This is a genomic window from Massilia solisilvae, from assembly GCF_024753215.1.
Lineage (GTDB): Bacteria > Pseudomonadota > Gammaproteobacteria > Burkholderiales > Burkholderiaceae_D > Telluria > Telluria solisilvae.
The window spans coordinates 636,577-662,643 of sequence record NZ_JANUGV010000002.1; the positions used below are offsets into that span (position 1 = coordinate 636,577).

The 26,067-nt window shown below is 66.3% G+C and carries 22 protein-coding genes; 14 read left to right on the forward strand and 8 right to left on the reverse strand.

The features are described 5' to 3' along the window. Positions 1 to 110: 110 nt before the first annotated feature. The 6 genes from prpC to NX773_RS11080 all read left to right on the forward strand — a co-directional run bounded on the left by prpC (position 111) and on the right by NX773_RS11080 (position 10,015). A complete protein-coding gene (prpC, locus tag NX773_RS11055; protein WP_258822257.1) occupies positions 111 to 1,274 on the forward strand; it encodes a bifunctional 2-methylcitrate synthase/citrate synthase in 1,164 nt (387 codons plus the stop codon). Further along, entirely contained in the window at positions 1,271 to 1,807 is a 537-nt protein-coding gene (locus NX773_RS11060; RefSeq protein WP_258856377.1) for a GNAT family N-acetyltransferase, read from the forward strand. The genes prpC and NX773_RS11060 overlap by 4 nt, the downstream gene beginning before the upstream one ends. Then, positions 1,800 to 4,400, forward strand: coding sequence for a Fe/S-dependent 2-methylisocitrate dehydratase AcnD (gene acnD, locus NX773_RS11065; protein WP_258856378.1), 2,601 nt, complete (start codon positions 1,800 to 1,802; stop codon positions 4,398 to 4,400). The genes NX773_RS11060 and acnD overlap by 8 nt, the downstream gene beginning before the upstream one ends. A gap of 132 nt (positions 4,401 to 4,532) precedes the next feature. Next, positions 4,533 to 5,723, forward strand: coding sequence for a 2-methylaconitate cis-trans isomerase PrpF (prpF, locus tag NX773_RS11070; RefSeq protein ID WP_258856379.1), 1,191 nt, complete (start codon positions 4,533 to 4,535; stop codon positions 5,721 to 5,723). 159 nt (positions 5,724 to 5,882) lie between these two features. Beyond that, the gene (locus NX773_RS11075; protein WP_258856380.1) at positions 5,883 to 7,331 is read left to right on the forward strand and encodes a bifunctional 2-methylcitrate dehydratase/aconitate hydratase; all 1,449 of its coding nucleotides are present in this window, start codon (positions 5,883 to 5,885) and stop codon (positions 7,329 to 7,331) included. Positions 7,332 to 7,450: 119 nt separating this feature from the next. Continuing rightward, complete coding sequence (locus NX773_RS11080; protein ID WP_258856381.1) at positions 7,451 to 10,015, forward strand: sensor domain-containing protein; 2,565 nt, start codon at positions 7,451 to 7,453, stop codon at positions 10,013 to 10,015. Positions 10,016 to 10,067: 52 nt separating this feature from the next. On the opposite strand, the gene xth is transcribed toward NX773_RS11080, so the two are convergent. Continuing rightward, complete coding sequence (gene xth / locus NX773_RS11085; RefSeq protein ID WP_258856382.1) at positions 10,068 to 10,832, reverse strand: exodeoxyribonuclease III; 765 nt, start codon at positions 10,830 to 10,832, stop codon at positions 10,068 to 10,070. 315 nt (positions 10,833 to 11,147) lie between these two features. On the opposite strand from xth, the gene NX773_RS11090 reads away from it, so the two are divergent. From NX773_RS11090 to NX773_RS11100, 3 genes are all read left to right on the forward strand, one after another. Continuing rightward, positions 11,148 to 11,480 (forward strand): phiTE_015 family protein, encoded by a 333-nt coding sequence (locus NX773_RS11090; RefSeq protein ID WP_258856383.1) that lies wholly within the window; start codon positions 11,148 to 11,150, stop codon positions 11,478 to 11,480. After that, positions 11,477 to 11,683, forward strand: coding sequence for a DUF1653 domain-containing protein (locus tag NX773_RS11095; RefSeq protein ID WP_370660429.1), 207 nt, complete (start codon positions 11,477 to 11,479; stop codon positions 11,681 to 11,683). The genes NX773_RS11090 and NX773_RS11095 overlap by 4 nt, the downstream gene beginning before the upstream one ends. Positions 11,684 to 11,746: 63 nt before the next feature. Next, positions 11,747 to 12,199 carry a hypothetical protein gene (locus tag NX773_RS11100; protein ID WP_258856384.1) on the forward strand — a complete coding sequence of 151 codons (453 nt, stop codon included), beginning with the start codon at positions 11,747 to 11,749 and terminating at the stop codon, positions 12,197 to 12,199. A gap of 123 nt (positions 12,200 to 12,322) precedes the next feature. Here the strand turns inward: NX773_RS11100 and NX773_RS11105 are convergent, their stop codons facing one another. Further along, on the reverse strand, positions 12,323 to 13,819 hold the full coding sequence (locus NX773_RS11105; protein ID WP_258856385.1) for a leucyl aminopeptidase: 1,497 nt from the start codon (positions 13,817 to 13,819) through the stop codon (positions 12,323 to 12,325). A gap of 58 nt (positions 13,820 to 13,877) precedes the next feature. Here NX773_RS11105 and lptF point away from each other — a divergent pair, with 58 nt between their 5' ends. The 5 genes from lptF (at position 13,878) to NX773_RS11130 (ending at position 19,983) form a co-directional block, all read left to right on the forward strand. Then, entirely contained in the window at positions 13,878 to 15,020 is a 1,143-nt protein-coding gene (gene lptF, locus NX773_RS11110; protein ID WP_258856386.1) for an LPS export ABC transporter permease LptF, read from the forward strand. Then, positions 15,020 to 16,204 (forward strand): LPS export ABC transporter permease LptG, encoded by a 1,185-nt coding sequence (lptG, locus tag NX773_RS11115; protein WP_258856387.1) that lies wholly within the window; start codon positions 15,020 to 15,022, stop codon positions 16,202 to 16,204. The genes lptF and lptG overlap by 1 nt, the downstream gene beginning before the upstream one ends. Continuing rightward, entirely contained in the window at positions 16,204 to 16,572 is a 369-nt protein-coding gene (locus NX773_RS11120) for a sirohydrochlorin chelatase (protein WP_258856388.1), read from the forward strand. Before lptG ends, NX773_RS11120 begins: the two co-directional genes overlap by 1 nt. Positions 16,573 to 16,791: 219 nt before the next feature. Beyond that, entirely contained in the window at positions 16,792 to 19,377 is a 2,586-nt protein-coding gene (locus tag NX773_RS11125) for a DUF4214 domain-containing protein (protein ID WP_258856389.1), read from the forward strand. Positions 19,378 to 19,533: 156 nt separating this feature from the next. After that, positions 19,534 to 19,983 carry a hypothetical protein gene (locus NX773_RS11130; RefSeq protein ID WP_258822242.1) on the forward strand — a complete coding sequence of 150 codons (450 nt, stop codon included), beginning with the start codon at positions 19,534 to 19,536 and terminating at the stop codon, positions 19,981 to 19,983. A gap of 12 nt (positions 19,984 to 19,995) precedes the next feature. On the opposite strand, the gene cobA is transcribed toward NX773_RS11130, so the two are convergent. Genes cobA through NX773_RS11160 form a run of 6 tightly spaced genes read right to left on the reverse strand, consistent with a single transcriptional unit; the run spans position 19,996 to position 25,964 of the window. After that, on the reverse strand, positions 19,996 to 20,718 hold the full coding sequence (gene cobA, locus NX773_RS11135; protein WP_258856390.1) for a uroporphyrinogen-III C-methyltransferase: 723 nt from the start codon (positions 20,716 to 20,718) through the stop codon (positions 19,996 to 19,998). 11 nt (positions 20,719 to 20,729) lie between these two features. Beyond that, positions 20,730 to 22,037 carry a sulfate adenylyltransferase subunit 1 gene (locus NX773_RS11140; RefSeq protein ID WP_258856391.1) on the reverse strand — a complete coding sequence of 436 codons (1,308 nt, stop codon included), beginning with the start codon at positions 22,035 to 22,037 and terminating at the stop codon, positions 20,730 to 20,732. Further along, entirely contained in the window at positions 22,037 to 22,975 is a 939-nt protein-coding gene (gene cysD, locus NX773_RS11145) for a sulfate adenylyltransferase subunit CysD (RefSeq protein ID WP_258856392.1), read from the reverse strand. The genes NX773_RS11140 and cysD overlap by 1 nt, the downstream gene beginning before the upstream one ends. Positions 22,976 to 23,001: 26 nt before the next feature. Next, positions 23,002 to 23,718, reverse strand: coding sequence for a phosphoadenylyl-sulfate reductase (locus NX773_RS11150; RefSeq protein WP_258856393.1), 717 nt, complete (start codon positions 23,716 to 23,718; stop codon positions 23,002 to 23,004). Between the two features lie 10 nt (positions 23,719 to 23,728). Beyond that, entirely contained in the window at positions 23,729 to 24,283 is a 555-nt protein-coding gene (locus tag NX773_RS11155; RefSeq protein WP_258856394.1) for a DUF934 domain-containing protein, read from the reverse strand. Continuing rightward, positions 24,276 to 25,964 (reverse strand): nitrite/sulfite reductase, encoded by a 1,689-nt coding sequence (locus NX773_RS11160; protein WP_258856395.1) that lies wholly within the window; start codon positions 25,962 to 25,964, stop codon positions 24,276 to 24,278. Before NX773_RS11160 ends, NX773_RS11155 begins: the two co-directional genes overlap by 8 nt. Positions 25,965 to 26,067 lie beyond the last annotated feature (103 nt).

Sequence of the window (26,067 nt, forward strand, 5' to 3'; positions counted from 1 at the left end):
CCTGCCCACGCGTCCAACTCCGGTTTGCGCTGCCACAGCGGCGCCGGGCGTTGAACGCGTGGGCAGAGAATCTGCCCACCCTACGCAACACATAACTAAGGAGATCCGCAATGACCAACCAAACCACGTCCGAAACCCCAACCTTCAAGCCCAAGAAATCCGTTGCCCTGTCCGGCGTCGCTGCCGGCAACACCGCGCTGTGCTCGGTGGGCCGCTCGGGTAACGACCTGCACTACCGCGGCTACGACATCCTCGACGTCGCCGACACCTGCGAATTCGAAGAAATCGCCTACCTGCTCGTGCACGGCAAGCTGCCGACCGCCGCCGAACTGAAGGGCTACAAGCTCAAGCTCAAGGCGCTGCGCGGCCTGCCGCAAGCCGTCAAGGCCGCGCTCGAGGCGCTGCCGGCATCGAGCCACCCGATGGACGTGATGCGCACCGGCGTGTCCACCCTGGGCTGCGTGCTGCCCGAGAAGGACGACCACAACATCGCCGGCGCGCGCGACATCGCCGACCGCCTGATGGCATCGTTCGGCTCGATGCTGCTGTACTGGTACCACTTCAGCCACAACGGCAAGCGCATCGACGTGGAAACCGACGACGACTCGATCGGCGGCCACTTCCTGCATCTGCTGCACGGCGAAAAGCCGTCGGATGAATGGGTCAAGGCGATGCACACCTCGCTGATCCTGTACGCCGAACACGAGTTCAACGCCTCGACCTTCACCTCGCGCGTGATCGCCGGCACCGGCTCGGACATCTACTCGGCCATCACCGGCGCGATCGGCGCGCTGCGCGGCCCGAAACACGGCGGCGCCAACGAAGTGGCGCTGGACATCCAGAAGCGCTACGAGAACCCGGACGAGGCGGAAGCCGACATCCGCAACCGTGTGGCGAACAAGGAAGTGGTGATCGGCTTCGGCCATCCGGTGTACACGATTTCCGACCCGCGCAACAAGGTCATCAAGGAAGTGGCGCGCACGCTGTCGCAGCAGGCCGGCTCGATGAAGATGTTCGACATCGCCGAGCGCCTGGAGTCGGTGATGTGGGAAGTGAAGAAGATGTTCCCGAACCTGGACTGGTTCTCGGCCGTGTCGTACCACATGATGGGCGTGCCGACCGCGATGTTCACGCCGCTGTTCGTGATCTCGCGCACCTCCGGCTGGGCAGCGCACATCATCGAGCAGCGCATCGACAACAAGATCATCCGTCCGAGCGCGAACTACGTCGGTCCGGAAGACCTGAAGTTCGTGCCGCTGGCCGAGCGCAAGTGACGCCCGGAGCCGAAGGAATCGTGGTGCGCCCGCTGGGCGCATCTGACGCCACGCGATACCGCGTGCTGCGTCTGGCCAGCCTGCGCAACTTCCAGCTGATGCATGGCCCGGCCTACGAGGATGCGTTGCGGCAGGACGAAGCGTGGCACGCCGCGCGCCTGGCGAAGGCCGGCGACTACTGGTTCGGCGCCTTCGATGGCGATGAACTCGTGGGAACGATCGCGCTACGTACGCAGGAGGGCAGTCGGCTGCGCCATTCGGCCAGTTTGAACAGCCTGATCGTGGACAGCAGCCGGCAGTCGCGCGGCGTTGGCCGGTTGCTGATCGCGCACCTGGTCGACTTCGCGCGCTCGCTAGGCACCATCCGTCAAATCACGCTCGCGCTCACCGATGGGAACGCGCGCGCGGAACGCCTGTACGAAGCCTTCGGTTTCAAATTATTCGGACTCGAACCCGACGCCTTGCTGCACGAGGGCCGTTATTACGGCAAACAGCACAGGCAACTCATACTGGATCACTCGAACAATGAATAGCTCCTACCTCAAACCCCTGCACGGTACCAACCTGCATTACTTCGATGCGCGCGCTGCGGTCGATGCGATCGAGCCGGGCGCCTACGACAAGCTGCCGTACACGTCGCGCGTGCTGGCCGAGAACCTGGTGCGCCGCTGCGAGCCGCAGGCACTGGTGCCGTCGCTCAAACAGCTCATCGAGCGCAAGCGCGATCTCGACTTCCCGTGGTTCCCGGCGCGCGTGGTCTGCCACGACATCCTGGGCCAGACCGCGCTGGTGGACCTGGCCGGCCTGCGCGACGCCATCGCTGCCGAAGGCGGCAACCCGGCGCTGGTCAACCCGGTGGTGCCGACGCAGCTGGTGGTGGACCACTCGCTGGCGGTGGAGTGCGGCGGCTTCGACCCGGATGCCTTCGCCAAGAACCGCGCGATCGAGGATCGCCGCAACGAAGACCGCTTCGATTTCATCAACTGGACCAAGAAGGCGTTCAAGAACGTCGACGTGATCCCGCCGGGGAACGGCATCCTGCACCAGATTAACCTGGAGCGCATGAGCCCCGTGATCCAGGTGAAGGATGGCGTGGCGTTCCCGGACACGCTGGTCGGCACCGACTCGCACACCCCGATGGTGGACGCGCTGGGCGTGATTGCGGTCGGCGTGGGCGGCCTGGAGGCGGAGAGCGTGATGCTCGGCCGTGCCTCGTACATGCGCCTGCCGGATATCGTCGGCGTCGAGCTGTCGGGCAAGCGGCAGCCGGGCATCACCGCCACCGACGTGGTGCTGGCGCTGACCGAGTTCCTGCGCAAGGAAAAGGTCGTCTCGGCCTACCTGGAGTTCTACGGCGAGGGCGCAGACAGCCTGACGCTGGGCGACCGCGCGACCATCTCGAACATGGCGCCGGAATTCGGCGCGACCGCCGCGATGTTCTACATCGACGAGCAGACCATCAAGTACCTCAAGCTCACTGGCCGCGACGACGAGCAGGTGGCGCTGGTCGAGACCTACGCCAAGGAAACCGGCCTGTGGGCCGACACGCTGAAAAACACCGAGTACGAGCGCGTGCTCAAGTTCGACCTGTCCACCGTGGTGCGCAACATCGCCGGCCCGTCCAACCCGCACAAGCGCGTGCCGACCAGCGAGCTGGCCGCGCGCGGTATCGCCAACGGCAACGTGGCGCACGAGCCGGGGCAGATGCCCGACGGCGCCGTCATCATCGCCGCTATCACCAGCTGCACCAACACCAACAACCCGCGCAACATGATCGCCGCCGGCCTGCTGGCGCGTAATGCCAACCAGCGCGGCCTGGTGCGCCAGCCCTGGGTCAAGAGCTCGCTTGCGCCGGGATCCAAAGCGGTGTCGCTGTACCTGGAAGAAGCCGGGCTGCTGCCGGAGCTGGAAAAGCTGGGCTTTGGCGTTGTGGCCTTTGCCTGCACCACCTGCAACGGCATGAGCGGCGCGCTCGATCCGAAGATCCAGCAGGAGATCATCGAGCGTGACCTGTACGCCACCGCTGTCCTGTCGGGCAACCGCAACTTCGACGGCCGCATCCACCCGTACGCCAAGCAGGCCTTCCTGGCCTCGCCGCCGCTGGTGATCGCCTACGCGATTGCGGGCACGGTGCGCTTCGACATCGAGAAGGACGTGCTGGGCACGGACGCACAGGGCAAGCCGGTCACGTTGGCCGACATCTGGCCGACGGACGAGGAGATCGACGCGGTGATCGAGAAGAGCGTCAAGCCCGAGCAGTTCCGCAAGGTGTACGTGCCGATGTTCGCCAAACAGGAAGAGAGCGTCGAGCAGGTCAGCCCGCTGTACGACTGGCGCCCCATGAGCACCTACATCCGTCGTCCGCCGTACTGGGAAGGCGCGCTGGCCGGCGAGCGCACGCTCAAGGCCATGCGCCCGCTGGCGGTTTTGGGCGACAACATCACCACCGACCACCTGTCGCCGTCCAACGCCATTTTGGCCAGCAGCGCGGCGGGCGAGTACCTGGCCAAGATGGGCCTGCCGGAAGAAGACTTCAACTCGTACGCGACGCACCGCGGCGACCACCTGACCGCGCAGCGCGCGACCTTTGCCAACCCGACCCTCATCAACGAAATGGCCGTGGTGGACGGGCAGGTCAAGAAGGGTTCGCTGGCGCGCGTCGAGCCGGAAGGCAAAGTCACGCGCATGTGGGAAGCGATCGAGACCTACATGGAGCGCAAGCAGCCGCTGATCATCATTGCCGGCGCCGACTACGGCCAGGGCTCGTCGCGCGACTGGGCGGCCAAGGGCGTGCGCCTGGCGGGCGTGGAAGCGATCGTGGCCGAGGGCTTCGAGCGCATCCACCGCACCAACCTGGTCGGCATGGGCGTGCTGCCGCTGGAGTTCAAGCCGGGCACCAACCGCATCACTCTGGGTATCGACGGCACCGAGACCTTTGACGTGGTCGGCGAGCGCACGCCGCGTGCAACGCTCACGCTGGTCATCCACCGCAAGAATGGCGAGACCGTCGAAGTGCCGGTGACCTGCAGGCTCGATACGGCCGAGGAAGTGTCGATCTACGAAGCGGGCGGCGTGCTGCAGCGCTTTGCGCAGGACTTCCTTGCGTCGTCGAAGGTCGCCGCTTAACCCGCAACCTGTACCGTCGTCCCGGCGCAAGCCGGGACCCATGCTGAGTTTGCGTTAGAGTTTGCGTCAGCGATTCTCCGCGCTCAGCATGGGTTCCGGCGTTCGCCGGAACGACGGATTGGAGCTAACAATATGGCACACGCAGCACAAATCAAAATCCCCGCCACCTACATCCGTGGCGGCACCAGCAAGGGCGTGTTCTTCCGCCTGCAGGACCTGCCGGAGCGCGCGCAGGTGCCGGGCGAGGCGCGCGACAAGCTGCTCATGCGCGTGATCGGCAGCCCCGACCCGTACGGCAAGCAGATCGACGGTATGGGCGGCGCCACCTCGAGCACCAGCAAGACCGTGATCGTCTCGAAGAGCACCCGGCCGGACCATGACGTGGACTACCTGTTCGGCCAGGTCTCGATCGACAAGCCGTTCGTGGACTGGAGCGGCAACTGCGGCAACCTGTCAGCGGCGGTCGGCCCGTTTGCGATCGCCAATGGCCTGGTCGACCTGGCCAACATTCCGCCCGATGGCGTGGCCACGGTGCGCATCTGGCAGGCCAACATCGGCAAGACCATCATCGCGCATGTGCCGATGACCGGCGGCGCGGTGCAGGAAACCGGCGACTTCGAACTCGATGGCGTGACCTTCCCGGCCGCCGAAGTGCAGCTCGAGTTCATGGACCCGGCGGCCGAGGAAGAGGGCGCCGGCGGTTCGATGTTCCCGACCGGGAACCTGGTCGATGACCTGGAAGTGCCGGGCGTGGGCACGCTCAAGGCGACCATGATCAATGCCGGCATCCCGACCATTTTTGTGAACGCCGAGGCGATCGGCTACACCGGTACGGAGCTGCAGGAAGCGATCAACGGCGACCCGAAGGCGCTTGCCATGTTCGAGACCATCCGCGCGCATGGCGCCGTGCGCATGGGCCTGATCAAGCATGTGGACGAGGCCGCAAAGCGCCAGCACACGCCCAAGGTCGCGTTCGTGGCCAAGCCGGCCGACTATGTGGCATCGAGCGGCAAGCCGGTCAAGGCTGGCGATATCGACCTGCTGGTGCGCGCCATGTCGATGGGTAAGCTGCACCATGCGATGATGGGCACGGCGGCGGTTGCGATCGGCACTGCTGCCGCGATTCCCGGCACGCTGGTGAACCTGGCTGCCGGCGGCGGCGAACGCAACGCGGTGCGCTTCGGCCACCCGTCCGGCACGCTGCGTGTTGGCGCCGAGGCGAACCAGGCGAACGGCGAGTGGAGCGTCACCAAGGCGATCATGAGCCGCAGCGCGCGCGTGCTGATGGAAGGCTGGGTGCGCGTTCCGGGCGACGCGTTCTGAGGTAGATCGCAGGGTGGGCAGGTCTCCTGCCCACGCGTCCAATGCGGGCGTGATTGGCCGTGCGAGTGCACGCCAGCCGCTTGAACGCGTGGGCAGTCAAGCTGCCCACCCTACCGGCGCGAGTAGAATGGGCAGCGTTCATGCTTGTGGAGGTTTGCCATGCCCGAAGCTGCCAACATCGGCCACCCCTACGACGAGGTCATTGCCGACATCGTCGACTATGTGCGCGACTATGAAATCACTTCGCCGCTCGCGTACGACACCGCCCGCCACTGCCTGCTCGATACCCTCGGCTGCGGCCTGGAGGCGCTGGGCTACCCGGCCTGCACCAAGCTCCTCGGCCCGATCGTGCACGGCACCGTGGTGCCGCACGGCGCCCGCGTGCCCGGCACGCAGTTCGAACTGGACCCGGTGCAGGCGGCTTTCAACATCGGCGCCATGGTGCGCTGGCTCGACTTCAACGACACCTGGCTGGCTGCCGAATGGGGCCATCCGTCGGACAACCTGGGCGGCATCCTCGCGGTGGCGGACTGGCTGTCGCGGCGCGCGGCCGCCAACGGCAAGCCGCCGCTCCCGATGCGCGCCGTGCTGACGGCCATGATCAAGGCGCACGAGATCCAGGGCTGCATCGCGCTCGAAAATTCGTTCAACAAGGTCGGCCTGGACCACGTGGTGCTGGTCAAGGTGGCCACCTGCGCGGTGGTGGCGCAGCTGCTTGGACTGTCTCGCAACGAGATGCTGGCGGCGGTGTCGCAGGCCTGGGTCGACGGCCAGGCGCTGCGCACCTACCGCCAGGCCCCCAACACCGGCTCGCGCAAGTCGTGGGCGGCGGGCGACGCGACCAGCCGCGGCGTGCGCCTTGCCCTCATCGCCGAAAAGGGCGAGATGGGCTACCCGAGCGCGCTCACTGCCCGCACCTGGGGCTTCTGCGATGTGTTGTTCAAGGGCCAGCCGCTGCGCTTCCAGCGGCCGTACGGCTCGTACGTGATGGAGAACGTGCTCTTCAAGATTTCGTACCCCGCCGAGTTCCATGCCCAGACGGCGGTGGAGGCGGCGATGACCATCTACGCCGCGATGGCCAGGACCGGCAAGCGCAGCGACGACATTGCCCACATCACCATTCGCACCCACGAGGCCTGCATGCGCATCATCGACAAGCACGGCCCACTCGACAATCCCGCCGACCGTGACCACTGCATCCAGTACATGGTGGCGCTGCCGCTGATCCACGGCAGGCTCACGGCGGCCGACTACGAGGATGATGTCGCCGCCGACCCGCGCATCGACGCGCTGCGCGCGAAGATCGCGTGCGTCGAGGAGCCGGCGTTCACTGCCGCGTACCACGACCCGGCGCGGCGCGCGATCCCGAACGGCGTCACGGTCGAATTTGGCGACGGCACGCGCTTTGACGAGGTGCTGGTCGAGTACCCGCTGGGCCACGCGCGGCGCCGTGCCGAAGGCCTGCCGCTGCTGCTTGCGAAGTTCCGCGCCAACCTTGCGCGCCGCTTCCCGCCGCGGCAGCAGGAGGCGATCCTCGCCGCGTCGCTGGATCAGGAAGCGCTCGAGCGCATGGCGGTCAACGATTACGTCGGTATGTACGTGATTTGATGCCGCATGGGTAGCGCCGGCGCCCCGTTCAGTTTTTTTGCCCGGGACGCGAGATTGTGGTTTATGATCCAGATCAATTCGAGCAGCCCGGCTAGAGGCTGCGGCACAGAACGGGTGACATGGATCGAGGAACGCGCGAGCCGGCAAACATGATCGAGGAAGGGGAGAGCATGCTGCATCCCGGCTTGCTCGAACACGCCGCCATCTTCGAGCACGCGCCGATGGGCATCATGTTCACCCAGCCCGGCGTGGTCAAACGCTGCAATCCGCGCATGGCCCAGATGTTTGGCTACGCCCCCGAGGAACTGGTCAACACCAGCGGCGCGTGCCTGTTCGCCTCCGAAGAGCACTACCACGACTTTCTGGCCGAGGCGGCGCCAGCGCTGCACGACGGGCGCCTGTTCGAAAAGGCCGAGCAGCGCCTGCGCCGGCGCGACGGTTCGACATTCTGGGGCAGGGTGCGCGCCAAATCGGTCGAGCCAGGGCGGCGCGCCGCCGGCACCGTCTGGATGGTCGAGGATGTCAGCGCGGCGCGCGCGGCCGAGATCGAGGTCCGGGCGATCATGAACAACGCCGGCATCGGCATCTTGTTTACGCGGGATCGCCGCGTCGTGCGTTACAACCGCGGCTTTGCGCAAATGTTCGGCTTCGGCACCGAACAAGCGCTCGGCATGCCGGTGCGCTCGCTCTACGGCAGCGACGAGCACTACCACGAAATCGGCGACGCCGCGGCCGACCTGCTGGCGCGCGGCGAGAGCTTCCAGGCCGAGGCCTGGATGGTGCGCGCCGACGGCAGCCCGATGTGGGTGCAGCTGATCGGCCACCCGGTCCGGCGCGACGACCCGGCGCTGGGCAATATCTGGATCATCGAAGACCGCACGCGCAACAAGCGTGCCGAAGAGACGCTGCGCAACGCGCTGCTGGAGAACCAGGCGATCCTGGACAACGCGGTGCTGGGCATCGCGGTGGTCGAGCGTGGCCGCACGCTGCACTGCAATGCCAAGATGGAGGAGCTGTTCGGCTATCCGCCGGGCGGCATCAACGGCATCCCCGTCGCCGAGCTGTATCCGGACAGCGCGAGCTGGATGGCCGCGCGCCGCGAAACCGCGCGCAACTTCCTGGCCGGGCGCGTGCACATGGCCGAACACGAGGTGGTGCGGGCGGACGGCACGCGCTTCTGGGCGCGGCTGTCGGGGCGGCTGTTCGACCTGGCCCAGCGGCAGGGGCGCAGCGTGTGGCTGGTGGACGACGTGACCGCGCGGCGCGAGGCGGCGCAGGCGGTGGCCCGCGCGCGCGACGAACTCGAGCTGCGCGTGCTGGAACGCACCGCCGAACTGGCGGGCGCCAACGCGCTCTTGCAGGCTGAAATCGTCGAGCGCCGCCAGGCCGAGGCGCGCGTGCACCACATGGCCTACCACGACAGCCTGACCGGGCTGCCGAACCGCTCGCTGCTGTCGGACCGGCTGGACCGGGCGATGCTGTCGAGCCAGCGCAACGACCGCAAGCTGGCGGTGATGTTCATCGACCTGGACCGCTTCAAGACCATCAACGATTCGCTCGGCCACCTGGCCGGCGACCACCTGCTCAAGGAGGTGGCCAACCGCCTGTGCCGCGCGGTGCGCGCCAGCGACACGGTGGCGCGGCTGGGCGGCGACGAGTTCGTGGTGCTGGTCCCCGGGATCGAGGGCCCGCGCGACTGCACCCAGGTGGCGGAAAAGATCATCGAGGTGCTGTCAGCCCCGATCCCGCACGAGGGCCGGATCCTGCACATTTCGCCGTCGATCGGCATCTGCCTGTACCCCGATCATGGACAGGACGTGGCGACCCTGATGCGCAATGCCGACGCGGCGATGTACCACGCCAAAGGGGCAGGCCGCAACACCTGGCAGTTCTTCACCGAGCGCATGAACGAGTCGGCCGCGCGCCACTTCGAGCTCGAGAGCAGCCTGCGCGTCGCGCTGGCCGCGAACCAGTTCGAGCTCTTTTACCAGCCCGTCATCGAGGCCGGCACGCGCCGCGTGCATGCGCTGGAGGCGCTGCTGCGCTGGCGCAGGCCTGGACTGGGCCTGGTCGGGCCGGATGAGTTCATTCCCATCCTGGAAGAGAGCGGCATGATCATCGCGGTGGGCGAGTGGGTGCTGCGCAGCGCCTGCGAACAGGCGGTGGCGTGGCAGCGCCAGGGGCTGCCGGCGGTACCGGTCGCGGTCAACCTGTCGGGGCGCCAGTTCGCCCAGCGCGGGCTGGCCGGCACGGTGCGGCGGATCGTCGAGGAGACCGGGATCGACCCGGCGCTGCTGGAGCTGGAAATCACCGAGACCACGCTCATGCAGTCGGGTGGCCACACGCTCGAAGTGCTTGAGCAGATCAACGCGATGGGCGTGCGCCTGTCGATCGACGACTTCGGCACCGGCTATTCGAGCCTGGCCTACCTGAAGCGCTTCCCGGTCCACAAGATCAAGGTGGACCGCGCCTTCGTGCGCGAGCTCGAAGCCAGCGCCGAGGACCGCGCGATCGTGGCGGCCGTGATGGCGCTGGCGAACAGCCTGCAACTATCGGTGGTGGCCGAAGGCGTGGAGACCGAGGCCCAGCTGCAGCTGCTGCGCGAGCACGGCTGCGAGTTGGCGCAGGGCTTCCTGTTCGCGCGACCGCTCGAGGCGCACCAGGTCCCTGAGTTGTTGCGCTAGAGGTTGTAGGGTGGGCAGAAATCTGCCCACCCTACGTTAAATCGGCTTGAGCTCAGTTCAGGGTCGCGATTACCGGCGCATGGTCCGACGGCTGTTCCCACTTGCGCGGGCCGCGATCGATCGCGCAGCCCACGCAGCGCTTCGCCAGCGCCGGGGAGAGCAGGATGTGGTCGATGCGCAGGCCGCAATTGCGGCGGAACGCGAGCTGCCGGTAATCCCACCAGCTGTACGACTTGTCGGGCTGTTCGAACAGCCGGAACGAGTCGCACAGGCCAAGCCCGACCAGCGCGTTGAGCGCGGCGCGTTCCGGGGTCGAGCAGTGCACCTGTTCGGCCCAGGCCACGGGGTCGTGCACGTCGCGGTCCTCCGGGGCGATGTTGTAGTCCCCCAGTAGCGCGAGCTGCTCGTGGACCTGCATTTCTTCCGCCAGCCAGTCGCGCAGCGCCGCCAGCCACGAGAGCTTGTAGGCATATTTATCCGAGCCTACGCTCTGGCCGTTCGGCACGTAGGCACACACGACGCGCATGCCCTCGATGGTGGCGGCGATGATGCGCTGCTGCTCGTCCGGAAAGCGCGGGTTGTTGCGCACCACGTCGGCGATCGGGTGGCGCGACAGGATCGCCACGCCGTTGTACGTCTTTTGCCCCGTAAATACGACCTGGTAGCCGGCTTCGTTAATTTCTTTCTCCGGGAACTTATCGTCGGTCAGCTTGGTCTCTTGAATGCAGAGCACATCAACCGGGTTTTCGCCCAGCCACTGCAGCAGGTGCGGCAGGCGCACCTTGAGCGAATTGACATTCCACGTTGCGATTTTCATAGGTCGGCGCGTTGTTTTGGAGTGGGCGCAGTATCAGCGCTGGCTACCATTCGCGCAACACAAAAATCTTCCAAATTCGCACACATTTTTATAAAATGACAACCAATGTGGTTAAATGCTAATGTTCAAATAGTAAAAAAATCCACACGCGCCGCCTGAGTGAGCGTGAATTGTAGCGAAGTGTAACAGTTTGAACTGTGTCCGGTTGGCATCGCTTATCGTACTTTTTTCGCACACAGAAGTTGCAGTACGGTAACTTTTGCACTACTATTGCCGTAGAGCAAAATTCCCGTATCCAGTTAGCAAAGGAAAGACATGCGTAGCGCATTTGAAGCCTGGGCCCAGCGCGACGGCCACATTGTCCGCCGCCGCGAAGACAAGCCCGACGAATACCTGGTGTACGAGACCCAGCGCCGCTGGATGATCTGGCAAGCCGCCCTGTCGCACGGCGCACAGGCGGCGGAGGCGCCCAGATTTGTTGCCAAGGCCCCGGTTGGTCCGGAAGAGGCCGCACTGCGCGAGCGGGTACTGAACGAAGTCCTCGACGCCATCAACACCCTGGACGAAGGCGCCGGCCTGGCCGGCGCGCGCAAGGTTATCCTGAACCTGCGCACCCGGCAGCGCGCACTGGCCACCGAAAAGGCCTGATGCAATATCGGCATTACAAGGGCGGACTCTACGAGGTGCTGCACGAAGCGCTGCTGGAGTCCGACCACACGCCGATGATCGTGTACCGCGCCGCCAATGGCACGGTCTGGATTCGTCCGAAGCACGTCTTTTTTGAGCTGGTCGAGGTGGACGGGCGCCAGGTCCCCCGCTTTGCACCGGTCGGTGAACCCGGCGCCGGTTAAGCGCCCTCATGAACCCGTGTATCCTGTCGTTAACAGAACAGGATGCATTCTCGGGTACCTCACATGTCGCGTATTGGCAAGATAGTGGCAGCGGCGACGCTCGCCGGGCTGGGCGGTTGCGCCACGCTCACGGAAGATTCGACCGACCAGATCGTCGAAGTGCACACCGTGCAGGATCACCGCGAAATTGCCGGTGTCGGCTGCACGCTGTCCAATGCCAAGGGCCGCTGGTTTGTGGTGGCGCCGGGCCGGGTGACGGTGGCGCGCTATCCGCTGGCGCTGACCATCGATTGCGGGCGCGAGGGTGTCGGGCGCGCGGTCGAATACGCCGAGGCGCGCTACGATGCGCATGACCTCATCACCACCGTGCTCACCACGGGCGGGTTGGGGTATGTGATGGATACGTATTCGGGGGCAGGGTTTGCCTATCCGCCGGTGCTGACGGTGGTGATACCCAAGCAGGTGGCGGTGAAGGATCCGGCCACCGTCGAAGCTCCCGGGAACCGCGTTTTCTAGCCCCAATCAACGTCGTCCCGGCGAAAGCCGGGACCCATGCTGAGTCAAACAAGGCCGCGAGGCGGGATGCTCAGTATGGGTCCCGGCCTGCGCCGGGACGACGGTTTTGAGGTTGGCGCTCGATCAAACGCGGTTGATCAGGAAGGTGGTCAACAGCGGCACCGGGCGGCCGGTGGCGCCTTTCTGCGCGCCGCTCTTCCAGGCGGTGCCGGCGATGTCCAGGTGCGCCCAGGTGTACTTGCGGGTGAAGTTCTCCAGGAAGCACGCTGCCGTGATCGACGCCCCGCCCGGGGTGCCGATGTTTGCCAGGTCGGCAAAGTTCGACTTGAGCTGCTCGTTGTACTCCTCGCCGATCGGCAGACGCCAGGCGGTGTCGCCAGCCTGCTTGCCGGCGCTGACCAGCTCGTCCGCCAGCGCGTCGTGGGCGTCGTCGTGGCGCGTGAACAGGCCCGACTTGTGGTGGCCCAGCGAGACGATGCAGGCGCCGGTCAGGGTCGCAATGTCCACCACCGCGGCCGGCTTGAAGCGCTCGGCGTAGGTGAGGGCGTCGGCCAGGATCAGGCGGCCTTCGGCGTCGGTGTTCAGGATCTCGATGGTGGTGCCGCTCATCGAGGTGACGATGTCGCCCGGCTTGGACGCGTGGCCCGACGGCATGTTCTCGCACGCTGCGACGATGCCGACCACGTTCAGCTTCAGGCCCATCTCGCCGATCGCGCGGAAGGTGCCCAGCACCGAGCCGGCGCCGCACATGTCGTACTTCATTTCGTCCATGTTCGGACCCGGCTTGAGCGAAATGCCGCCGGTGTCGAAGGTAATGCCTTTGCCGACCAGCACCACTGGGGCGTCGTTCTTCTTGCCGCCGTTGTGCTTGAGCACGATGAACTTGGGCGGCTCGTCGCTGCCCTTGGCCACCGACAGCAGGCTGCCCATCTTCAGCGCCTCGAGCTGCTTGCGCTCCAGGATCTCGACGTCAAAGCCGAACTCGCCAGCCATCTTGCGGGCGGTGTTGGCCAGGTAGGTCGGGGTGCAGACGTTCGGCGACAGGTTGCCCAGTTCCTTGGTCAGGTTCATGCCGTTGCCGATCGCGACCGACTGGGCCAGCACGGCCTTGAGCTGGGCCGGTGCCGCGTCGGCAGCGATGGTGAGCTTGCGCACGCCGGCGGGCGCCGGGTCCTTCTTGCTCTTTTGCGCGTCGGTGCGGAAGTCGGCCTCGAAACCGGCCAGCACGATCGTGCGCAGCGCCCAATTGATGTCGCGCCCTTTCACGGAGGTGAGCGGGAATGCGATAATGCCGTCCGCCGCGCCGATGCTGCCGAAGGCTTTCATGGTCGCGCCAACGGCGGTGGCGAAGTTCTTTTCGCTGACCGTCTCGTCGGCGCCCATGCCCACCAGCAGCACGCGTTGCGCCGCATTGCCGGCCACGCCGCGCAGCAGCAGGGTGGAACCGGGCTTGCCGCTGATGTCGCCCGACTTGAGCGCGGCCGCGATTTCACCTTGTTGATCGAGGGCTTTCGCAGCCTGCGACAGTTTTTTGTTTTCGAACACCGCCACCGCGACGACGCCGGTTTTGGCAGTGGCCAGGGTGTTTTTTGTGTCGAATGCTTTTATGCTAAAGTCCATTTGGTTCTCCAAGTGTTTTTCGTGACGCGACCGCCTAACCTGCAATTATAACGAGCGAATGATTTTCCAACGCGCCCTTCGACGTGAAATGGCCAGTGCGGCCGGCGCAACCTTCACGGTGCTGTTCACGATTTTCGTCACCTGGAACCTGATGTTCATCCTCAGCAAAGCCGCGGGGGGCCAGGTGGCGTCGAGCGATGTCGTGGCGCTGATCGCGTTCTCAGTCCTGAATTATCTGCCAACTGTGATCATTCTCACCAGCTTTATTTCCGTGCTGGTGGCGATCACGCGCAGTTACCGCGATTCCGAAATGGTGGTGTGGTTCGCCTCCGGCCAGTCGCTGGTGCGCTGGGTGCGGCCGGTCCTGACCTTCGGCCTGCCGCTGGTGCTGCTGGTGGGCGGCCTGTCCTTCGTGGCCACTCCGTGGGCCAGCCAGAAGCGCACCGAATATACCGAGCGTTTCCAGAAGCGCGAAGACCTCAAGCGGGTGGCGCCGGGCCAGTTCCGCGAATCGGCATCGGCCAACCGCGTGTTTTTCGTCGAAGGCAGCGCCGCCGGTTCGGCCGTGGTGCAAAACGTCTTCGTCAACAGCATCGAAAACAACGCCAATTCGATCGTGGTGGCCAAACAGGGGGTGATCGAATCGGATGGCAAGGGCGGCCAGTTCCTGGTGTTGAAAAACGGCCGGCGCTACCAGGGCACGCCAGGCCGGCCCGATTTCCAGTCGATGGAATTCGAGCGTTACAGCATGCGGGTGGCGACCAAGGCGCCGGTGCTGGGTAGTGGATTCAAGGTCGAGGAAATGTCCACGCCGGCGTTGCTGGCGGCCCCGCACCGGCCGGACACGATGGCCGAATTGCTGTACCGGCTGTCGGCGCCGATCATGGTGGTGGTGCTGATGCTGCTGGCCATTCCGCTGGGTTTCGTCAACCCGCGCGCGGGCAGCTCGGCCAACCTGATCCTGGCCTTGCTGATCTTTTTCACCTACAGCAACCTGACCAAGGTGGTGGAAGCCAGCGTCAAATCCGGCAAGCTGCAGTTCGGCATGGCATGGTGGCCGCTGCACCTGGCCGCGCTGCTGGCCGCGCTGGCGCTGTTCGCCTGGCGCCTGAACGTGAACCACCGTTACCACCCGCTGATGCTGTGGAATGCGCTCAAGCGCCGCCGCTACCTGGGCAAGAGCGGCAAGGCGGGGGCATAATGAAGATTCTGCAACGTTACTTCGCGATCAACATCACGCAGGCCGTGGCCTTCGTGCTGGTGGCCTTCCTGGCCCTGACCGCCTTCATGGACCTGGTGCAGGAGCTGCCTTCGGTCGGCAAGGGCACCTACATGATCCAGCACGCCTTCCTGTATGTGCTGCTGCAGGTGCCGGGGCACGTGTACGAGGTGATGCCGGTGGCGGCGCTGATCGGCACCATCTACACGATGGCGCAATTTGCGCAGAGCTCCGAGTTCACGATCATGCGCGCGTCGTCGATGTCCACGCGCATGGCGGCCGGCATGCTGTTCAAGACCGGTGTCGTGTTCGTGGCGATCACTTTCCTGTTCGGCGAAGTCATCACCCCGCGCACCGCCCCCCTGGCCGAGCGGCTGCGGCTGGCGGCCAAGGGCGGCACGGTTTCGGCCGAGTTCCGGTCGGGCATGTGGACCAAGGACATCGTGCATGCCGAGGGCGTCAAGGGCCCCACGATCGGCTCGCGCTTTTTCAACGTGCGCCAGATCCAGCCGGACGGCAAGCTGGTCGATATCCGCCTGTACGAATTCGACCTGAACATGCGGATGCGCTCGCTGATCACCGCGGCGACCGGCACCTTCAGCGGCAATAACACCTGGCAGCTCGCCGACGTGACGGAAACGCGCTTTGACAACTCGCGCGAGTTGCCGGAACCGGGCGCGCCGCTGCCGCCCGGAATGACGGTCCAGAGCAGCTTTGGACAGGACACGGCGTCGGTGTCGACGCAGCACCTGGACACGCTCGACCTGCAGTCCGAGATCACGCCCAAGATCCTGTCGGTGTCGCGCTCGGACCCGGACCGGATGTCGGCCAACGAACTGGCGGTGTACACGCGCCACCTGGCCGAGAACCGCCAGGAGACCGAGCGCTTCAAGATCGCGTTCTGGAAAAAGCTGATCGACCCGCTGGCGATCTTCGTGCTGATGCTGCTGGCGCTGCCGTTTGCCTACCTGCACACCCGCAGCGGTGGCGTCAGCCTCAAGATCTTCATCGGCATCATGATCGGGGTGTCGTTCATCCTGATCAACGCGCTGGTCTCGCATATCGGCCTGCTGTCCACATGGCCGGCCTTCCTCACCGCGATTGCGCCGAGCCTGCTGTTCATGGCGTTGACGGTGGGCGCGCTGTGGTGGGTGGAGCGGCACTGATGGCGCGCGCCCTGGTCCTGTTCGCGCACGGCGCCCGCGCCCCCGGTTGGGCCGCGCCGTTCGAGCGCCTGCGCGCGCTGGCGGCGGCGCGCCTGCCCGATCGCAGCGTGTCGCTGGCCTACCTCGAACTGATGAGCCCAAGCCTGCCGGACGAGGTGGCGGCGCTGGCCGCGCGCGGCGTCGATGAGGTGACGGTGGTGCCGGTGTTTCTGGGTAGAGGCGGGCACCTGCAGCGCGACCTGCCGGCGCTTGTCGAGCGGCTGCGCAGCGCGCATCCTGGCCTGCGGATCAAGGTGGCCGGGCCGGTCGGCGAAGACGAAGCGGTGCTCGCGGCCATGGCCGAGTACTGCATTTCCACGCTGGGCTGATCAGGTTCGCAACTTTCTCGTTGCAGGCCTGTTATCCGAGATGCCGAACTGGCTAAACAGCCTGATAATTTTCCGTTGGTTTTTGGCGTAAAGCCCGCCGTTACGGCATTTCTTCGTTGCGTGCCGAGTTGACGTTGGGCATTATTTCTCTGCGTTTATTCCACCTTTCGATCCGCTGGCGCGTCCGCGCCGCGATCGTCCCGGCAGCAGAGAAGCAACATGACCACCCCATCGACCAGCATCTACGTCCGCCCCGGATGGACCAGCACTACCTGGACCTACAACGGCGCCAGCATCGGCGCGTCGGCCATCAGCGCCGTCGCTTTTTCGTTTGACAGCAGCACCGGACCGCAGCTTGACCGCGGCAATTTCCAGTACAGCGTGGATGGTGGCAGGAGCTGGACCACCTACGCCATGCAGTCGGACACCGATGGCGTCTACGTGCCGGCCGCCGGCACCCTGTGGCGCTTCGTGGACCAGACGCCGGGCGACGACGGCACCCCGGAAGCCTTCGTCATGCACTGGAAGCTGGCCGATGGCAGCATCGTGAGCAGCAACGCCGGCGTGGTGCCGGACAACCAGCCGGTGGGCATGACGTACGAGCACAACTACGTGTTCACGAGCCAGCAGGCAGGCGACGCGGTGGCGGCCTTGCACCCCATCGACACCGGCGCGCCCGACGGCGGCCGCTGGGTGATCCAGGACCAGTCGCAGGCGGGCCTGTTCGGCGTGACGACGGACCCCAATACCGGCGCGGCGGAACTGGTGATCGCCAATCCGGGCGCCATGCCGGAGGCGGGTGGCGCGCTCAGCGTGACCATGCACTACTACGACCGCTACCAGATCGACCCCAGCGGCAATCCGTACCCGAACACGGGCGTGACCGACACCCTCGTGTTCACGGTCATGCAGGGCACGACGCAGGCGCTGCCCGCGTTCGGCGCTGACCTGACGCTCGGCGCGGCCAGTGGCGCACAGGCCAGCCCGGCGATCGCGGCCCTGCCTGGCGGCGGCTTTGTCACCGCGTGGCAAGGCAGCGGCAACGCGATCTGGGCCCAGGTGCGCGACGCCAGTGGCACGGCCAGCGCCGGGCCGTTCGCGGTCAGCGCCACCGCCGATAGCGCGGCCGAGGCCCAGCCGGCAGTAGCTGCGCTGGCCGACGGCCGCTTTGTGGTGGCGTACACGGTGCAGCAGGATGGCGCGAGCGCGGTCGCTTACCGCATCGTCGAAGCCAACGGCAGCGTGGGCCAGCAGCTGGCCGCCGGCGCGCCGGGCGACGCCTCGATGCCGGCCGTGACGGCGCTGGCGGACGGATCCTTCGTGCTCGGCTGGCGCAGCGGCGGCCAGGTGCACCTGCTGCATGAAAGCGCGCTTGGTAGCCCGATCGGCGCGGAACAGGTGACCGGCCTGCTCGGCACCGCCTACAGCCCGAGCGTGACGGCGCTGCACAACGGCGACTACGTGGTGGCGTGGGGCGAGATCGGCGACGGCAACGTGTATGCGGCGCTGGGCAGCAGCCCTGGCACGGCGATCCAGGTGGCCGGCGACGGCGCGGCCGCCAGCATTTCGACAGCGGCACCGCTGCCGCACGTGGCGGCGCTCTCCGGCGGCGGCTTTGTCGTCGCGTGGGACAGCTACCGCAACGACCCGCTCGGCATTGCGGTGAGCGACATCTTCTTCCAGCGCTACGACAATGCGGGTCACGCGCTCGGCCAGCTGGAGCAGGCCAACGCCCAGGGCGGCACCGGCCGCTTCGACGCGTCGGTGGCGGCGCTGCCCGATGGCGGCTTCGTGATCGGCTGGCAGGCACAGGGCGGCGACGGCGATGCCAACGGCGTGTTCGGGCGCCGCTTTGGCGCGGACGGCGTGCCTGCCGATGCGCAGGAATTCCAGGTCAACCAGCTGTCGGTCGGCGACCAGGCCAGCCCGGCGCTGGCGGTCCTCGGCAACGGCGGCGTGGCGACGGCCTGGGTGGACACGCAGGATGGCGGCTCCACCATCGAGGCGCGCGTACTGGCCGGCAGCGGCGGGGCGAGCACGGGCTCGGGCGGTTCGACCGGGTCGGGCGGCGGCGACACCGTCGGCAGCGGCTCCGGGTCGAGCGGCGGCAGCACCGGTTCCGGTTCGACCGGCAGCGGCAGCGGCGGTTCCGGCACAGGCGGTGGCGGCAGCGTGACGGTGCCGGCGCCAGCGCCCGAGCTTGTGACGGGCACCGGCGCGGCCAACGTGTTCGCATCGAACGGCGGCAGCCATGCGATCGACGGCGGCGCCGGCCTGGACACGGTCGTGTACCAAACCCCGCACGCCGGGATCACGGTCACGGCGGGCGCGAACGGCTTCACCGTCAGCGGCAACGGTATCCAGGATGCCCTGGTCAACGTGGAGCGCCTGCAGTTCAGCGACGCGTCGCTGGCGCTGGACATCAACGGCACGGCCGGCGAGGCATACCGCCTGTACCAGGCTACGTTCGACCGCGCACCGGACCTGGCGGGGCTGGGCTACTGGATCAAGATGCTCGATAACGGCGCGAGCCTGAACCAGGTGTCGCAGGAGTTCGTCGGCAGCCTGGAATTTGCGAGCCGCTACGGGGCCAACGCGAGCGACAGCCAGTTCGTGCAGGCGCTGTACCAGAACGTGCTGCACCGTCCGGCGGAGCAGGGTGGTTATGACTTCTGGATGGCCTCGCTGCAGCAGTACGGCGCCACGCGCGCCGAGGTGCTGGCGCACTTCAGCGAAAGCCTCGAGAACCAGGCGCAGGTGATCGGCAGCATCCAGGATGGCATCCTGTTCACGCCCTGGGGCTGAGCTTCGGTGAATCTGCACGTAGCTTGTGCGCGATCATGAATTTGGACGTGCAGGACGTTTGACACTCCTGCCGAACGCGCACACACTGCAATGCACGTTTGCCGGGCGCTGCCCATCGCGCCGGGCGTTCTCGGATCCTTACCCGGGCCATCCATCATGCTGACTGCGTCGATCAAGCAGCTCGTTGCCGCCGCCATGCAATCGCTGCAACGATCCAAGACCCTGGCCGTCATGCGCCGCACGCTGTCGCCGTCGGCACTGTTCGTCGAGCTGCGCTGCGCGCGCCGCATCGACGCGCTGGCGCGCCGCCTCACACGCATGCAGGGCAAAATCGGCCGCATGTCGGCGCATGTGCTGTCGCAGCAGGCCGGAGCAGCGGTGGATGCAGACCGCAGCCTGCGCGGCATGCTGGCCGACCTCAAGGCCGACCTGAACGGCATCCGGCGCGACCTTGCGCTGTGGTACACGCGCGAGTGCCGCGGCCGTGCCGGCGCCATGCTGCGCGCGTCGATCGAAAACCTGAACCGCATCGCCGCGGACACCTACCTGGCAGCCGACCGGCTGGAGTGGGAAATCGAGGAGCACGACCGGCGCTACGGCCGGTAGCGCGCGGGCCGTTCAGCCGTGCGGCTGGTGCGTGCGCATGCGCAGCGCTTGGCCAATCATCACCAGCACCGGGCCGTGCGCCTGGTCCAGCCCATGCGCCAGCGCGGCCAGCGTGATGCGCGTGATGCGCTCGTTGTCGCGGCTGCAGTTTTCGATGATGACCACCGGCGTGTCGGCGGGGCGGCCCTGTGCCAGCAGCCGTTCCGCCGTCTGGATGGCTTCGCGCCCGCCCATGTACTGCACCATGGTGTCGGTGTGCGGCAAACCTTCGAGGTCGGCCTGTTCCGGGGCAGTGCTGGACGTGAAGAACGCGACGCTGCGGGCGACACCGCGCTTGGTCAGCGGCTGTTTGGTGGCCGCGGCGGCGGCCAGCGCGGTGGTGATGCCGGGGACGATCTCGACCGCGATGTCGGCTTCTTCCAGCGCACGCAGCTCTTCGTCGGCGCGGCCGAACAGCATGGGGTCGCCACCCTTGAGGCGCACCACGATCGCGTGCCGGTGCGCGCACTCGACGAGCAGGCGGTTGATGACTTCCTGCGCGGTGGAGCGCTGGCCGGAACGCTTGCCGACCGCGATTTTTTCAGCCTGCGGGCACAGCTCCAGCATCTCCGGCGTCACCAGCGCGTCGTACAGCACCACGTTCGCCTGCGCGAGCAGGCGCGCGCCGCGCACGGTGATGAGGTCGGGCGCGCCGGGCCCGGCGCCGATGAGGTAAACCTTGCCTGTCGCGGCCATGCAGTGATCCTTTATCCGTCGATACGAATCATACCCGCAGCCACGGTCTGGTGGGTGACTTCGTCGATCAGGATAAAGGCGCCGGTGGCGCGGATGTCGTCATAGGCGTCGGCGGCCAGCGGCTGCTGGACCGTCAGGCCAATGCGCGCGATGTCGTTCAGCTTCAGGCCCTCGGCCGGGCGGCGTTCCTGGGTGTTCACGTCCAGCAGCGTGTCCACTTTGGTGACCTTGGCCGCGCACTGGCGCGTACCGTGCTTGATCCAGTATTTGCGGCGCAGGTCGAGCGGCTCGTCGGCCATCCAGCACACGTCCGCCACCACCTGCTTGAGCAGGGTGGCTGGCTGGTCGGCTGCCACCAGCATGTCGCCGCGCGAGACGTCCACGTATTCTTCCAGCAGCAGCGTGACCGACTGGCCGGCGCTGGCCGTCTGCAGGTTGCCGTCGAAGGTGACGATCTCCTTGACCGTGGCGGTCTGGCCGGATGGCTGCACCAGCAGCTTGTCGCCCACCGACACGCGGCCCGCCTCGATGCGGCCCATGTAGCCGCGGAAGTCGTTGGCCTCGTGTCCGTTGTGGCGCGCCACCAGCTGCACCGGGAAGCGCAGCGGCGCGGCGTGCGCGTCGTTGTACACGGGCAGGGTCTCGAGCAGCTCGATCAGCGTGGGGCCTTCGTACCAGGGCATGTTCTCGCTGCCTTCGACGACATTGTCGCCGGCCAGCGCCGACAGCGGGATCGTGGTCACGCTGGCCAAGCCCAGCGTGTCCGCAAATTCGCGGTAGGCCTTGACGATGCGCTCGTACACGGCCTGGTCGTAGCCCACCAGGTCCATCTTGTTGACGGCGACGATCACATGCTCGATGCGCAGCAGGTGCGCAATGGTGGAGTGGCGCTTGGTCTGCACCAGCAAGTCCACGCCGCCATCCTCGCGCAGCTTGACCTTCGATACGTCCACCAGGATCACGACCGCGTCGGCGGTCGAGGCGCCGGTGACCATGTTGCGGGTGTACTGCTCGTGGCCCGGGGTGTCGGCGATGATGAACTTGCGGCGCGGGGTGGCGAAGTAGCGGTAGGCCACGTCGATCGTGATGCCCTGTTCGCGCTCGGCTTCCAGACCGTCGGTGAGAAGCGACAGGTCGATCGTGTCGCCCACCGTGCGCTTGTGCTTGGAGCGCGACACGGCGGCCAGCTGGTCGGCGAAGATGCCCTTGCTGTCGTACAGCAGGCGGCCGATCAGCGTGCTCTTGCCGTCATCCACCGAGCCGGCGGTAATGAAGCGCAACAGGCCCGGCGCGGCCAGTTTGTCGGTGATGGCGTTCATCAGAAGTATCCTGCTTTCTTGCGTTTTTCCATCGAGGCTTCGGAGGTCTGGTCGTCCATCCGGGTGGCCCCGCGTTCGGTGATCTGGGTGACGGCGGTCTCGGCGATGATCGCGTCCACGCTGCTGGCGTTTGACGCCACCGGGCAGGTGCACGAAATGTCGCCCACGGTGCGGAAGCGTACGGTGCGGCTGTCCACGGTCTCGCCGTCGCGCGGCGGCGTCAGGCGGGTGACCGGCACCAGCAGGCCATTGCGCTCGACCACCGGGCGCTCGTGCGCAAAGTAGATCGAGGGCAGGGCCAGCCGTTCGCGGCCGATGTACTGCCACACGTCCAGCTCGGTCCAGTTCGAGATCGGGAACACGCGCATGTTCTCGCCCGGGTGCACGCGGGTGTTGTACAGGCTCCACAGCTCGGGGCGCTGGGCCTTCGGGTCCCACTGGCCGAACTCGTCGCGGAACGAGAAGATGCGCTCCTTGGCGCGCGCCTTTTCCTCGTCGCGGCGGGCGCCGCCGATGCAGGCGTCAAAGCCGTGTTCGGCGATGGTTTCGAGCAGGGTCACGGCCTGGGCCGCGTTGCGCGAGTCGGTATCCGGATTGCGCAGGCGCACCGTGCCGCGCCGGATCGAGTCCTCGACGCTGCCGACGATCAGGCGCTCGCCCAATTCGGCCACGCGGGCGTCGCGGAATTCGATCACTTCGTCGAAGTTGTGGCCGGTGTCGATGTGCACCAGCGGGAACGGGAACTTGCCTGGGCGGAAAGCTTTCTCGGCCAGGCGCAGCAGCACCACCGAGTCTTTGCCGCCCGAGAACAGCAGGGCAGGGTTGGCGCATTCGGCCGCCACTTCACGCAGGATGTGGATCGCTTCCGATTCGAGCGCGTCGAGGTGCGCGTCGTTCACTTCGGGGACGAGGCGCGGGGTATCGCTAAAGTTGGTCATGGCAGCTTGGCTTTGTCTTGTTGTGGCTAGGCGGCCACGGATTTGATGCGAACGAGCTTGCCGTCAACGACGTGCAGCCCGCATTCCTTCGATTCGGGGTTTTCCCACCACCAGCGGCCGGCGCGGATATCCTCGCCAGGCTGGATCGCGCGCGTGCAGGGCGCGCAGCCGATCGACGGATAGCCCTGGTCGTGCAGGACATTGTACGGTACGTTGTTGCTGCGGATATAGTTCCAGACGTCTTCTTCCGACCAGTCCGCCAGCGGATTGAACTTGACCATGCCGTGCGCCGGATCGTCTTCCTGCACCGCCAGGTCGGCGCGGGTGGCCGACTGGGCGCGGCGTTGGCCGGTGATCCAGGCCCGCTTGCCGGCCAGTGCGCGGCCGAGCGGTTCCACCTTGCGGATGTGGCAGCATTCGCGGCGCAGCTCGACGCTGTCGTAGAACGCGTTCAGGCCCTTGGCGGAGACGTAGGCTTCCACCGCCGCCGGATCGGGGCGGTAGACCGCGATCTCATGGTCGTAGGTGGCCTTGACCGCGTCCAGCACGGCCAGCGTTTCCGGGTGCAGGCGGCCGGTGTCGAGCGAGAAAATGCCGATCGGCAGGCCCGCGCGCAGGATCAGGTCGGTCAGCACCATGTCTTCCAGCGCCAGGCTCGATGCGAACACGGCGGGCGAGAATTCGGCAGCCACGCGTGCGAGCGTGGCGCGGGTGGCGGCGGTCAGGTCGGCCAGCTGGGTCATGGATGCTCCTCTAAATACCGTAAGCGACGTCCGGCTCCGGCGGCAGGCCGCGCTGGACCCGGCGAAACAGCGGCAGCGCGGTGTCGGTCGATGCCTGGTAGGTCTCGGAAAACACGGTCAGGCCTTTCAGTGCGTCGTGAATGTTGCGGTCCGGGCGGGTGGAGAAGGCATCGAAGCCGGTGCGCAGCATCTGGAACAGCTGGTCGCGCAGCACGTCGCCGATCGCGCGCAGTTCGCCCTTGTAACCGAGCCGTTTGCGCAGATTGTAAGCGATCGAATAGCCGCGGCCGTCGCTGAACTTGGGAAAGTCAACGGCGATGAGCGCAAAACGGTCCAGCTCGTCGCGCAGGCTCTCCGCGCGCTCGTGCGAGGCCAGCCACACGGCGATGTGCTCGCGCGCCGCCAGCTGCTCGCGCTGGGCCTGCCACACGGTCAGCGGCACGATGATCTTGCCTTGCGCGACCACCACGGTTTCGGGCGTGTCGCCTTCATCCAGGCGCAGCACGCTCCAGTCGTCGTCGACAACGGCGTGGTTCTTGATGATCTGTTTGCGTACTTCAAGCATATTCGTCTTCCCCAACCAGTTCGCCCGCCTCGATCGGCGTGGCGTACACGAAATCTTTGAACGGGCCGATGCCCAGGCGCTGCACGGTGTCCACGAAGCGCTCGCCGTCGTGGCGCTCGCGCAGGTACACCTTGAGCAGGCGGTCCACCACTTCCGGCATTTGCGCGGCGGCGAACGACGGGCCGATGATCTTGCCCAGCGCCGCCTCGTCGCCTTGGGCGCCGCCCAGCGACACCTGGTACCACTCGCTGCCGTCCTTGTCCACGCCCAGGATGCCGATGTGGCCGACGTGGTGGTGGCCGCAGGCATTGATGCAGCCCGAGATGTTCAGCTCGAACTCGCCGATGTCGTGCTGGAAGTCCAGGTCCTCGAAACGCTCGGCAATCGCGGTGGCGATCGGGATCGACTTGGCGTTGGCCAGCGAGCAGAAGTCGCCGCCGGGGCAGGAGATGATGTCGGTGAGCAGGCCAATGTTCGGCGTCGCGAGGCCCTGGGCCTTGACTTGCTGCCACACCTCGAACAGCTCGGATTGCTTGACGTCGGCCAGCACCAGGTTCTGCTCGTGCGTCACGCGCAGCTCGCCAAAGCTGTAGCGGTCGGCCATGTCGGCCACAAAGTCCATCTGCTCGGCGGTCGCGTCGCCCGGCGGCAGGCCCGGCTTCTTGAGCGAGAGCACCACGGCGGCGTAGCCCGGCACCTTGTGCGGCTTGACGTTGCGGGCGAGCCAATTGGCGAAGGCCTTGTTGCCAGGGTGCGCCAGCGCGGGGTCGATGTCGTCCAGCTTGTCGTAGGCCGGCGGCGCGAACCAGGCGGCCACGCGGTCGAACTCTTCCTGGGTCAGGGTCTCTTCGTTGCCCTTCAGGTCGGCCCACTCGGCCTCCACCTGGCGCGCGAATTCCTCGGCGCCCAGCGCCTTGACCAGGATCTTGATGCGGGCCTTGTGCTTGTTGTCGCGACGGCCGTGCTCGTTGTACACGCGCATGATCGCCTGGATATAGGTCAGCAGGTGCTGCCACGGCAGGAAGTCCTTGATCACGCTGGCCAGGATCGGCGTGCGGCCCAGGCCGCCACCGACGGCGACGCGGAAACCGATCTCGCCCTGCTCGTTCTTGAGGATGGTCAGGCCGATGTCGTGGATCGCGATGGCCGCGCGATCCTGCAGGGCGCCGTTGACGGCGATCTTGAACTTGCGCGGCAGGCCGATGAATTCCGGGTGGAAGGTGCTCCACTGGCGGATGATCTCGCAGTACGGGCGCGGATCGACGATCTCGTCGGCGGCCACCCCGGCAAACTCGTCGGTAGTGGTGTTGCGGATGCAGTTGCCCGAGGTCTGGATCGAATGCATCTCGACCGAGGCCAGGTGCTCCAGGATATCCGGGGTGCGCTCCAGCTCCATCCAGTTGAACTGGATATTGGTGCGGGTGGTGAAGTGGCCGTAGCCGCGGTCGTACTTGCGCGCGATGTGGGCCAGCATGCGCAGCTGCTTCGATGCCAGCAGCCCGTAGGGAATCGCGATGCGCAGCATGTAGGCATGGCGCTGCATGTACAGGCCGTTTTGCAGGCGCAGCGGGAGGAATTCCTCCTCGGTCAGTTCGTCGGCGAGGCGGCGGCGCACCTGGTCGCGGTACTGCGCGATGCGTTCGCGGTAAATGAGGCGGTCGTAGTGGTCGTATTGGTACATGGAGCGATCCTTGAGCCCACGCCAAAGCCGGGGCTGTTAACTTAAGCTCAATGGTACGGACGCACTCCTATATTCCCAACTACTGAGAATTTATTTGCTTATA

What these genes read in the sequence shown, in the direction of transcription:
- prpC (WP_258822257.1), top strand. Translation starts at nt 111, where the DNA reads ATGACCAACCAAACCACGTCCGAAACCCCAACCTTCAAGCCCAAGAAA.
- acnD (WP_258856378.1), top strand. Translation starts at nt 1,800, where the DNA reads ATGAATAGCTCCTACCTCAAACCCCTGCACGGTACCAACCTGCATTAC.
- prpF (WP_258856379.1), top strand. Translation starts at nt 4,533, where the DNA reads ATGGCACACGCAGCACAAATCAAAATCCCCGCCACCTACATCCGTGGC.
- NX773_RS11075 (WP_258856380.1), top strand. Translation starts at nt 5,883, where the DNA reads ATGCCCGAAGCTGCCAACATCGGCCACCCCTACGACGAGGTCATTGCC.
- NX773_RS11080 (WP_258856381.1), top strand. Translation starts at nt 7,451, where the DNA reads ATGGATCGAGGAACGCGCGAGCCGGCAAACATGATCGAGGAAGGGGAG.
- xth (WP_258856382.1), bottom strand. Translation starts at nt 10,832, where the DNA reads ATGAAAATCGCAACGTGGAATGTCAATTCGCTCAAGGTGCGCCTGCCG.
- NX773_RS11090 (WP_258856383.1), top strand. Translation starts at nt 11,148, where the DNA reads ATGCGTAGCGCATTTGAAGCCTGGGCCCAGCGCGACGGCCACATTGTC.
- NX773_RS11100 (WP_258856384.1), top strand. Translation starts at nt 11,747, where the DNA reads ATGTCGCGTATTGGCAAGATAGTGGCAGCGGCGACGCTCGCCGGGCTG.
- NX773_RS11105 (WP_258856385.1), bottom strand. Translation starts at nt 13,819, where the DNA reads ATGGACTTTAGCATAAAAGCATTCGACACAAAAAACACCCTGGCCACT.
- lptF (WP_258856386.1), top strand. Translation starts at nt 13,878, where the DNA reads ATGATTTTCCAACGCGCCCTTCGACGTGAAATGGCCAGTGCGGCCGGC.
- lptG (WP_258856387.1), top strand. Translation starts at nt 15,020, where the DNA reads ATGAAGATTCTGCAACGTTACTTCGCGATCAACATCACGCAGGCCGTG.
- NX773_RS11120 (WP_258856388.1), top strand. Translation starts at nt 16,204, where the DNA reads ATGGCGCGCGCCCTGGTCCTGTTCGCGCACGGCGCCCGCGCCCCCGGT.
- NX773_RS11125 (WP_258856389.1), top strand. Translation starts at nt 16,792, where the DNA reads ATGACCACCCCATCGACCAGCATCTACGTCCGCCCCGGATGGACCAGC.
- NX773_RS11130 (WP_258822242.1), top strand. Translation starts at nt 19,534, where the DNA reads ATGCTGACTGCGTCGATCAAGCAGCTCGTTGCCGCCGCCATGCAATCG.
- cobA (WP_258856390.1), bottom strand. Translation starts at nt 20,718, where the DNA reads ATGGCCGCGACAGGCAAGGTTTACCTCATCGGCGCCGGGCCCGGCGCG.
- NX773_RS11140 (WP_258856391.1), bottom strand. Translation starts at nt 22,037, where the DNA reads ATGAACGCCATCACCGACAAACTGGCCGCGCCGGGCCTGTTGCGCTTC.
- cysD (WP_258856392.1), bottom strand. Translation starts at nt 22,975, where the DNA reads ATGACCAACTTTAGCGATACCCCGCGCCTCGTCCCCGAAGTGAACGAC.
- NX773_RS11150 (WP_258856393.1), bottom strand. Translation starts at nt 23,718, where the DNA reads ATGACCCAGCTGGCCGACCTGACCGCCGCCACCCGCGCCACGCTCGCA.
- NX773_RS11155 (WP_258856394.1), bottom strand. Translation starts at nt 24,283, where the DNA reads ATGCTTGAAGTACGCAAACAGATCATCAAGAACCACGCCGTTGTCGAC.
- NX773_RS11160 (WP_258856395.1), bottom strand. Translation starts at nt 25,964, where the DNA reads ATGTACCAATACGACCACTACGACCGCCTCATTTACCGCGAACGCATC.